The organism is Variovorax sp. 01T439_2, from assembly GCF_056398445.1.
The window spans coordinates 1-9,504 of sequence record NZ_JBFTPJ010000110.1 but is presented as its reverse complement, the minus strand read 5'-3'; the positions used below and the strand labels follow the sequence as shown (position 1 = coordinate 9,504).

Below are 9,504 nucleotides of genomic sequence, written 5' to 3'. Positions count from 1 at the left end.
GGCAAGAGCAAGGCCCGCATGATGGACGAGAACAACAACACGGTCACTTTTGCCGACGTCGCGGGCTGCGACGAGGCCAAGGAAGAAGTCCGCGAGGTGGTCGACTTCCTGAAGGACCCGCAGCGCTTCCAGAAGCTCGGCGGCCGCATTCCGCGTGGCCTGCTGCTGGTCGGCCCTCCGGGCACCGGCAAGACCTTGCTGGCCAAGTCGATTGCAGGTGAAGCCAAGGTTCCGTTCTTCTCGATCTCGGGTTCGGACTTCGTCGAAATGTTCGTCGGCGTGGGCGCGGCCCGCGTGCGCGACATGTTCGAGAACGCCAAGAAGAACGCGCCCTGCATCATCTTCATCGACGAAATCGATGCGGTGGGCCGCCAGCGCGGCGCCGGCCTGGGTGGCGGCAACGACGAGCGCGAGCAAACCCTGAACCAGATGCTGGTCGAGATGGACGGCTTCGAAACCAACCTGGGCGTGATCGTGGTGGCTGCCACCAACCGCCCGGACATCCTGGACGCCGCGCTGCTGCGCCCCGGCCGCTTCGACCGCCAGGTGTACGTGACGCTGCCCGACATCCGCGGCCGCGAGCAGATCCTGGGCGTTCACATGCGCAAGGTGCCGCTCGGCCAGGACGTGAACCCGAGCGTCATTGCGCGCGGCACGCCCGGCATGTCCGGCGCCGACCTGGCCAACCTCTGCAACGAAGCCGCGCTGATGGCTGCACGCCGCAATGCGCGCGTGGTCGAGATGCAGGACTTCGAGAAGGCCAAGGACAAGATCTTCATGGGCCCCGAGCGCAAGAGCATGGTCATGCCCGAGGAAGAGCGCCGCAACACGGCCTACCACGAGTCCGGCCACGCGCTCATCGGCAAGCTGCTGCCCAAGTGCGATCCGGTCCACAAGGTCACCATCATCCCGCGCGGCCGGGCCCTGGGCGTGACCATGAGCCTGCCGGCGCAGGACCGCTACAGCTATGACCGCGAATACATGCTGAACCAGATCAGCATGCTGTTCGGCGGCCGCATCGCCGAAGAAGTGTTCATGCACCAGATGACCACCGGCGCCAGCAACGACTTCGAGCGCGCGACCTCCATCGCCCGCGACATGGTCACGCGCTACGGCATGACCGACGCGCTTGGACCGATGGTCTATGCCGAGAACGAAGGCGAAGTGTTCCTCGGCCGCTCGGTCACCAAGACCACCAACATGAGCGAGCAGACCATGGAAAAGGTCGACGCCGAAGTGCGCCGCATCATCGACGAGCAGTACGCCCTGGCGCGCCGCCTGATCGAGGAAAACAGCGACAAGATGCACGTCATGGCCAAGGCCCTGCTCGAATGGGAAACCATCGACACGGAACAGCTCGACGACATCATGGCCGGCCGCGCACCGCGCCCGCCCAAGGACTGGACGCCGCGCATTCCGCCTTCGGGCAGTGGCGGCAGCGGCGGCACGCCGGCAGTCAATCCGGATCCGGCACCCACAGTGGCCTGAAGTGAATCCGGTGTTCAACACCAACGGGGCCATCGGCCCCGTTTTCGATGATGAAGGTGCCGCATGACGATGGCCCCCGCGGTGGTCTGGCAGGCCGGCCGTTTTGCAATCGATCTCGCGCAGCCGCGCGTGATGGGCATCGTCAACGTCACCCCCGACTCCTTCTCCGACGGCGGCGCGCATGCTTCCACCGAGGCCGCGCTGCGGCATTGCGAGCAGTTGCTGAAGGAGGGCGCGGACATCCTCGACATCGGCGGCGAATCGACCCGCCCCGGCAGTCCGGCCGTGCCGCTCGATGCCGAACTGGCGCGCGTGCTGCCGGTGGTCCGGGAGGCGGTCAAGCTCAACGTGCCGCTGTCCGTCGACACCTACAAGCCGGAAGTCATGCGCGCGGTGCTCGAACTGGGCGCTGACATCGTCAACGACGTCTGGGCGCTGCGCCGGCCCGGCGCGCGCGAAGCGGTGGCGGCGCATCCCTCGTGCGGCGTCTGCCTGATGCACATGCATCGGGATCCGCAGACCATGCAGACCGCACCCATGCAGGGCGACGTGGTGCCCCAGGTGCTGTCGTTCTGGGCCGAGCAGGTGGCGCAGCTTCGCGCGCTGAAGGTCGATGCCTCGCGGATCACGCTGGACCCGGGTATCGGCTTCGGCAAGACCGTGGCACAGAATTTTGCGCTGCTGGCGCGCCAGCGCGAACTGCTCGATGCCGGCTGTCCGCTGCTGCTGGGCTGGTCGCGCAAATCGTCGATCGGCACGGTCAGCGGCATTCCGGCGGCCGCCGAGCGCCTGGTGCCCAGCGTGACGGCGGCGGTGCTGGCTGTGGACCGCGGCGCGGCCATCGTGCGGGTGCACGACGTGCGCGACACCGTGGCGGCCATCGCCGTGTGGCGCGCCATGAAGGCCGAAGAGACACATCCATAACAAAACCCGAGAACAAGAACGAATCCATGACCCGCAAATACTTTGGCACCGACGGCATCCGCGGCACGGTCGGCCAGTCGCCCATCACGCCCGATTTCGTGCTGCGCCTCGCGCATGCCGTGGGCCGCGTGCTCAAGAAGAGCGAGGCGCGCCCCACGGTGCTGATCGGCAAGGACACGCGCATCTCGGGCTACATGCTCGAGTCCGCGCTGGAGTCGGGCTTCAACTCCGCGGGGGTCGACGTGGTGCTGCTGGGGCCGCTGCCGACGCCCGGCGTCGCCTACCTGACCCGCGCCCAGCGCGCGAGCCTGGGCGTGGTGATCAGCGCCAGCCACAACGCCTATCCGGACAACGGCATCAAGTTCTTCAGCGCGCAGGGAACCAAGCTCGACGATGCTTGGGAGCTTGCGGTGGAAGCCGCGCTCGAGGAGGCCCCTGTATGGGTCGACTCCGCCAACCTCGGCAAGGCCCGCCGCCTCAATGATGCGCCGGGCCGCTACATCGAGTTCTGCAAGAGCACCTTCGCCAACGACCTGACGCTGCGGGGCATGAAGCTCGTGGTCGATGCGGCGCATGGCGCAGCCTACCAGGTGGCACCGAATGTGTTCCACGAACTGGGCGCCGAGGTCAGCAGCATCGGCTGCGCACCCGACGGCCTCAACATCAACAAGGGCTTCGGCGCGACCCATCCGGCCGCGTTGGTCGAGGCCGTCACGGCGCAGAAGGCCGACTACGGCGTCGCGCTCGACGGCGATGCTGACCGCCTGCAACTGGTCGACGCCAGCGGGCGGCTGTTCAATGGCGACGAACTGCTCTACCTCATGGTGGCCGAACRCATCGCGCGCGGCGACAAGCCGGCGGGCGTGGTCGGCACGCTCATGACCAACAAGGCGATCGAGGTGGCGCTGCGCGGGCAGGGCATCGAGCTGGTGCGCGCCAAGGTGGGCGACCGCTATGTGCTTGAGGAACTCGAAAAGCGCGGCTGGCTCCTGGGCGGCGAGGGCTCGGGCCACCTGCTGGCGCTCGACCGCCACACCACCGGCGACGGCATCGTGAGCGCGCTGCAGGTGCTGCAGGCCTGCGTGCGCAGCGGCAAGACGGTGGCGCAGCTGCTCGCGGAAATCACGCTGTTTCCGCAGGTGCTGATCAATGTCCGCCTGACGCCGGGACAGGACTGGAAGAACAACAATGCGCTGGCCGGCGAAACGCGCCACATCGAAGCCGAACTCGGCGACAGCGGCCGTGTGCTGATCCGTGCGAGCGGCACCGAACCGCTGGTGCGCGTGATGGTCGAGGCGCGCGATGCGAAGCAGGCGCAGTCTTGCGCGCAGCGGCTTGCCGCGACCCTGGAACCTGCACGGTGACGATGGTCGAGGTCGTGCTGGCGGACTACCGCAACGCCGCGCATGCGGCTGCGCTGGTCGGCCTGCTCGACGCCTACGCACGCGATCCCGCGGGCGGCGGCACGCCGCTCGAAGCGGGTGTGCTGGCCGAGCTGCCTGCGGCGCTGGCCGCGAGGCCGCAAGCCTTCAGCGTGCTCGCGTACGACGGGCCAACGCCCGTGGGCCTGGTCAACTGCATCGAAGGCTTCTCGACCTTCGCCTGCAAGCCGCTGGTCAATGTGCACGACGTGGTCGTGCTGCCCAGCCATCGCGGCCGGCGCATCGCGCAGCGCATGCTTGCGCGGGTGGAGCAGGAGGCCCGCGCGCGCGGCGCCTGCAAGCTCACGCTCGAGGTGCTGTCGGGCAATGCGCCGGCGCTGCGCAGCTATGAACGCGAGGGCTTCGCCGGCTATCAGCTCGATCCGGCGTTCGGGCACGCCGTCTTTTTGCAGAAGAAGCTCTGAAAGAGAAAAGGGCCGAGGCGCATGGTTCGCCGTCGGCCCTCACCCCAGCCGTTTCCCCGCGGGGAGAGGGGAGCAAGACAGATCAGAAGCGCGTGACGGGCATGTCGGCATCGCCCTTGTTCGGTGCGTACTTGCCCAGCTCCCACTTGGCGATCGCGTTGCGGTGCACTTCGTCCGGGCCGTCCGCGAAGCGCAGCGTGCGCGCGCCGGCATAGGCGTAGGCGAGCGGGAAGTCATCGGACATGCCGCCGCCGCCGTGGACCTGCATGGCCCAGTCGATCACCTGGCAGGCCATGCTGGGCGCGACCACCTTGATCATCGCGATCTCGTTCTTGGCGACCTTGTTGCCGGCCACGTCCATCAGCCATGCGGCCTTGAGCGTGAGCAGGCGCGCCATGTCGATCTTGCAGCGCGCTTCGGCGATGCGCTCCTGCGTGACGGTCTGCGAGGCGACGGTCTTGCCGAAGGCCACGCGCGAGGAGGCGCGCTTGCACATCAGCTCGAGCGCGCGCTCGGCCAGGCCGATCAGGCGCATGCAGTGGTGGATGCGTCCGGGGCCGAGGCGGCCCTGGGCAATTTCGAAGCCGCGGCCTTCGCCGAGCAGCATGTTGTCGGCCGGCACGCGCACGTTCTCGAAGTACATCTCGACGTGGCCGTGCGGCGCGTCGTCGTAGCCCATCACGTTGAGCGGCCGCACGATGCGGATGCCCTTGGCGTCGGCCGGCACGATGATCATGCTCTGCTGCGAATGCCGCGGCGCGTCGGGGTCGCTCTTGCCCATGGTGATGAAGACGGCGCAGCGCGGATCGGCAGCGCCCGAGATCCACCACTTGCGGCCGTTGATGACGTASTCGTCGCCSTSGCGCTCGATGCGGGTCKMGATGTTGGTGGCATCGCTCGATGCCACGTCGGGTTCGGTCATGGCGAAGGCCGAGCGGATCTGGCCTTCGAGCAGCGGCTTGAGCCAGCGCGCCTTGATGGCTTCGGAGCCGTAGCGGGCAATGGTCTCCATGTTGCCGGTATCCGGCGCCGAGCAGTTGAAGGCTTCCGAGGCCCATGGCACGCGGCCCATGATCTCGGCCAGAGGCGCGTATTCCTGGTTGGTGAGGCCCGCGCCTTCGTAGCCGGAGGCGGCCGCGCTGTCGACCGGCAGGAACAGGTTCCACAGGCCCTGGGCCTTGGCCTTTTCCTTGAGCTTCTCGACGGTCTTGAGCGCGGTCCAGCGCTTGCCCGCGGCCGTGTTGGCGGCCAGCTCGGCGGAATACTCGGCTTCGGCCGGATAGATGTGCGCGTCCATGAATGCGCTCACGCGCTTCTGGAGCTCCTTGGTTTTTGCCGAGTATTCGAAGTCCATCGTCTGTCTCCTGGTGGGGTGTGGGGGCGGTTATGCCTTTTGGGCAAACTGCCAGGCCATTTCGGCCATGGGGCGCGCGCCGCGGGCCGAAGCCACGGCCTGCTCGCTCGATGCGGTGCCTGCCTCGACCCGCTTGGCAATGCCTTGCAGGATCGCGGCCATGCGGAACAGGTTGTAGGCCTGGTAGAAATTCCAGTCGGGCGCCAGCGCCTCGGGCGTGGTGATGCGCGTGCGCTCGCAGTAGCGGCGGATGTATTCGCTCTCGGTGGGAATGCCCAGCGCCGCGACATCCACGCCGCCGATGCCGCGGCCCGTGGTGGGGGGCATGTGCCAGGACATGCAGTGGTAGCTGAAGTCCGCCAGCGGATGGCCCAGCGTGGAGAGCTCCCAGTCGAGCACCGCGATGATCCGCGGCTGCGTGGCATGGAACATCACGTTGTCCAGGCGGTAGTCGCCATGGACGATCGAAACCTTGGTCTCGTCGCGCGCGCTCGCCGGCATATGGGCGGGAAGCCAGTCGATCAGGCGCTCCATGGCCTCGATCGGCTGCGACAGTTCGCCGGCGCCATCGGCCGAGGCCTTGTACTGCTTGCTCCAGCGGCCGATCTGTCGCTCGAAGTAGTTGCCGGGCTTGCCGTAGTCCGCGAGGCCGCGCTCGGCGAACTTCACGGTGTGCAGCGCCGCGATGACGCGGTTCATCTCGTCGTAGATGGCCGCGCGCCCGGCGTTGTCCATGCCGGGCAGGGCCTGGTCCCACAGCACGCGGCCCTGCATGAACTCCATCACGTAGAAGGCGCGGCCGATCACGGCTTCGTCCTCGCACAGGCAATGCATGCGCGGCACCGGCACGCCGGTGCCGGCCAGGCCGCTCATGACCTTGAATTCACGCTCCACCGCATGGGCCGAGGGCAGCAGCTTGGCAACCGGGCCCGGCTTGGCGCGCATCACGTAGCTCTGCGTGGGCGTGACGAGCTTGTAGGTCGGGTTCGATTGCCCGCCCTTGAACATCTCGACCGTCAGCGGTCCCTGGAAGCCGTCAAGGTTCTTCGCCAGCCACGCTGCGAGCGCCTCGACGTCGAAGGCATGCTGCTGCGAGACCGCACGGGTGCCGATGAAGTTGGAGAAGTCCTGGCTCATGTCAATGATCTGCTTCCGAGACGCGCATCAATGCTGCGCGATCCAATACGACCAGGCCGCCCGGCTCGATGCGGATGGTGCCCTCGCGTTCCATGGTCTTGAGTTCCTGGTTGACGCGCTGGCGCGAGGCGCCGAGCAGCTGGGCGAGTTCTTCCTGCGCCAGCTGCAGGCCGATGCGCATCTGGCTGCCGTCTTCCAGGTTGGGCACGCCGTAGCTGCGCACCAGGTGGATGAGCTGCTTGGCCAGGCGTGCACGCAGGGGCAGGGTGTTGAGGTCTTCCACCAGCCCGAACAGCGTGCGGATGCGGCGCGCCTGCAGCCGCATCAGCGCCTCGTACAGCTCCACGTGCGCAGCCAGGATCTTCTGGAAGTCGGCCCGCGCGACGCACAGGATGGTGGTGTCCCCATGCGCATAGGCATCGTGCGTGCGCCGGTCCCCGTCGAACATCGCCACGTCGCCGAACCAGATGCCCGGCTCCACGTAGGTCAGCGTCACCTGCTTGCCCGAGACGGCCGTCGAGCTGACGCGCACCGCGCCCTTGGCGCAGGCGATCCAGTGGTCGGGAGGGTCGCCGCGGGCAGCGATCAGGTCGCCGTCCTTGAAGCGTTTGACGAAAGCACATCGGAGGATGTCGTGCCGTAGCGATGGAGAAAGAGAAGAAAACCAGCGACCACTGTTGATCGCTTCACGTTCTTCGATGGTAAGAATGGGGTCGTCCATTGGTCTGTCCTGTCGGCGACTGAAAAACTGGAGGGTGTCGCAGGAGCGACGGCGTGCCGCTACTCGTAGCGCGGTGGTTTCTTGTCGATGAACGCGGCAATGCCGACGCCCGCATTCGGGTGGTGCAGGTTGCGCACGAAATGGTCGCGCTCCTGCGAGAGCTGCGACGCGAAGGTGGCGCCGGGCGCTTCGCTCAGCAGCTCCTTGATGCTGGCCAGCGAATTGGGCGCGCGTGCATTGAGCCGGGCCGCCAGCGCCAGGGCGCTTGCAAGCGCCTGGCCGTGCTCGCTCAGTTCGTTGACCAGCCCGAGCGCATGCAGCCGCGGCGCGCCGATGCGCTCGCCGCACATCAGCCACTCGCTGGCCAGCTGGCGCGGCAATGCACGCGCAAGCTGCCAACTCAGGCCGCCGTCGGGCGAGAGCGCCACGTTGCTGTACGACGCCGCAAAGACCGCGTCGCGCGCGGCCACCACGAAATCGCAGGCCAGTGCCAGCGAGAAGCCGGCGCCTGCGGCCGCGCCTTCGACCGCCGCGATGATGGGCTTGGGAAAGGCGCGGATCGAGTCGATCCAGTTGTGCAGGCCCTCGATGCTTTCGGCCTGCACCGAAGGATCGCGCTGGCGGTTGTCGGACAGCCGCTGCAGCGAGCCGCCGGCGCAGAACCATGCGCCTTCGCCCACGATGACGACGCTGCGGATTTCGTCGCTGCTCTCGGCGCCGTTGAGCGCCTCGATGCCGGCGGCGTAGATCTCGGGGCCCAGGGCATTGCGCTGGGTCGGATTGGCGATCGTCAGCACCATGGTGCGTCCCTCGCTGGTGCTCTTCAGTTCGGCGGTCATCGCTGTGATGCTTTCGTTTTTTGGTGTTGGTCTGCTTATTCTTCTTCGTGCAGCAGGCTCAGGCCGATCGCGCCGCGGCGGCGCAGCCACGGGCTCGGGCGATAGCGCGGATCGCCGTAGACGGTCTGCAGGTTGAACAGCACTTCGAGCATGTTGGTCGGACCGTACAGGTTGCCCATGGCGAGCGGGCCGCGCGGATAGCCCAGGCCCAGCTGCACCGCGGTTTCGAGGTCGGCCGGCGAGCAGACGCGCTGCTGGCACATGTCGGCGGCAATGTTCACGATGGTGCCGATCACGCGCTGCGTCACGAAGCCGCCGCTGTCGCGGATCACGCTCACCGCCTTTGCATCGCGCGCGAAGAGCGCATGCGCCGCATCGCGGATGTCGCGCCGCGTGGCGGGGTTGGTGGCGAGCACGCGGCGCTTGGTGGCGGCATCGTCGATCAGCATGTCGATGCCCATCGTGCGTGTGGCGTCCAGCCGCTCGACCGCGGCCACCGTGGTCACGTCGAAGCCCAGCGGCGCCACCAGGATCAGCGACGTGGGCGCCGCCGTGGCGCCGCTGTCGATCTGCGCGCCCAGTGCGTTCACCAGCCGCAGCAGCTCGGCCCGGCGCGCGGCGCGCGGCGAAACCCAGACCGAGGGCATCGCCGCCACCACCGGCACCGCCGGCTCGGCGGGCTGCTGCATCACGCCGTCGTTGTAGCGGTAGAAGCCTTCATTGGTCTTGCGCCCGAGCACGCCGGCCGCAAGCCGCTGGGCGGTGATCACGCTGGGCCGGAAGCGCGGCTCCTCGTAGTACTGGTGGTAGATCGATTCCATCACCGGATGCGACACGTCGAGCGCGGTCAGGTCCATCAGCTCGAAGGGGCCCAGGCGAAAACCGGCCTGCTCCTTCAGGATGCGGTCGATGGCGGCGAAATCGGCCACGCCTTCGCCGACGATGCGCAGCGCTTCCGTGCCATAGCCGCGGCCCGCGTGGTTGACGATGAAGCCCGGCGTGTCCTGCGCCTGCACGGCGCTGTGGCCCATCTGCACCGCATAGCCTGCGAGCTGCTTGCAGACGTCGGCCGAAGTCTTGAAGCCGGCCACCACCTCGACCACCTTCATCAGCGGCACCGGGTTGAAGAAGTGAAAGCCCGCCACGCGCTCCGGATGCGCGAGCCCGGCCGCAATGGCCGTGACCGACAGCGACG

9 protein-coding genes are annotated in these 9,504 nt (G+C 67.6%); 4 read left to right on the top strand and 5 right to left on the bottom strand.

The genetic code is table 11. The features are described from left to right. The 4 genes from ftsH to AC1DOC_RS07790 form a co-directional block, all read left to right on the top strand. Positions 1 to 1,488 (top strand): ATP-dependent zinc metalloprotease FtsH (gene ftsH / locus AC1DOC_RS07805; protein WP_478129627.1); only part of this gene is annotated, 1,488 nt, incomplete at its 5' end. A gap of 63 nt (positions 1,489 to 1,551) precedes the next feature. Continuing rightward, on the top strand, positions 1,552 to 2,412 hold the full coding sequence (gene folP / locus AC1DOC_RS07800) for a dihydropteroate synthase (protein ID WP_018905007.1): 861 nt from the start codon (positions 1,552 to 1,554) through the stop codon (positions 2,410 to 2,412). Between the two features lie 26 nt (positions 2,413 to 2,438). After that, the gene (gene glmM / locus AC1DOC_RS07795) at positions 2,439 to 3,776 is read left to right on the top strand and encodes a phosphoglucosamine mutase (RefSeq protein ID WP_478129626.1); all 1,338 of its coding nucleotides are present in this window, start codon (positions 2,439 to 2,441) and stop codon (positions 3,774 to 3,776) included. A gap of 2 nt (positions 3,777 to 3,778) precedes the next feature. Next, on the top strand, positions 3,779 to 4,258 hold the full coding sequence (locus tag AC1DOC_RS07790; RefSeq protein ID WP_012747735.1) for a GNAT family N-acetyltransferase: 480 nt from the start codon (positions 3,779 to 3,781) through the stop codon (positions 4,256 to 4,258). Positions 4,259 to 4,340: 82 nt separating this feature from the next. Here AC1DOC_RS07790 and AC1DOC_RS07785 read toward each other — a convergent pair whose 3' ends face one another. The 5 genes from AC1DOC_RS07785 to AC1DOC_RS07765 form a co-directional block, all read right to left on the bottom strand. After that, the gene (locus AC1DOC_RS07785; RefSeq protein WP_478129625.1) at positions 4,341 to 5,612 is read right to left on the bottom strand and encodes an acyl-CoA dehydrogenase family protein; all 1,272 of its coding nucleotides are present in this window, start codon (positions 5,610 to 5,612) and stop codon (positions 4,341 to 4,343) included. 30 nt (positions 5,613 to 5,642) lie between these two features. Continuing rightward, positions 5,643 to 6,749, bottom strand: a complete 1,107-nt coding sequence (locus AC1DOC_RS07780; protein WP_018905004.1) for a phosphotransferase — start codon at positions 6,747 to 6,749, stop codon at positions 5,643 to 5,645. Position 6,750: 1 nt separating this feature from the next. After that, positions 6,751 to 7,470 carry a Crp/Fnr family transcriptional regulator gene (locus tag AC1DOC_RS07775; RefSeq protein ID WP_012747738.1) on the bottom strand — a complete coding sequence of 240 codons (720 nt, stop codon included), beginning with the start codon at positions 7,468 to 7,470 and terminating at the stop codon, positions 6,751 to 6,753. A gap of 59 nt (positions 7,471 to 7,529) precedes the next feature. Next, on the bottom strand, positions 7,530 to 8,309 hold the full coding sequence (locus tag AC1DOC_RS07770) for an oxepin-CoA hydrolase, alternative type (protein ID WP_018905003.1): 780 nt from the start codon (positions 8,307 to 8,309) through the stop codon (positions 7,530 to 7,532). A 35-nt stretch (positions 8,310 to 8,344) separates the two neighbouring features. Further along, positions 8,345 to 9,504 (bottom strand): 3-hydroxyacyl-CoA dehydrogenase (locus AC1DOC_RS07765; protein ID WP_478129624.1); only part of this gene is annotated, 1,160 nt, incomplete at its 5' end.

What these genes read in the sequence shown, in the direction of transcription:
- AC1DOC_RS07775 (WP_012747738.1), bottom strand. Translation starts at nt 7,470, where the DNA reads ATGGACGACCCCATTCTTACCATCGAAGAACGTGAAGCGATCAACAGT.
- AC1DOC_RS07770 (WP_018905003.1), bottom strand. Translation starts at nt 8,309, where the DNA reads ATGACCGCCGAACTGAAGAGCACCAGCGAGGGACGCACCATGGTGCTG.
- AC1DOC_RS07790 (WP_012747735.1), top strand. Translation starts at nt 3,779, where the DNA reads ATGGTCGAGGTCGTGCTGGCGGACTACCGCAACGCCGCGCATGCGGCT.
- AC1DOC_RS07780 (WP_018905004.1), bottom strand. Translation starts at nt 6,749, where the DNA reads ATGAGCCAGGACTTCTCCAACTTCATCGGCACCCGTGCGGTCTCGCAG.
- folP (WP_018905007.1), top strand. Translation starts at nt 1,552, where the DNA reads ATGACGATGGCCCCCGCGGTGGTCTGGCAGGCCGGCCGTTTTGCAATC.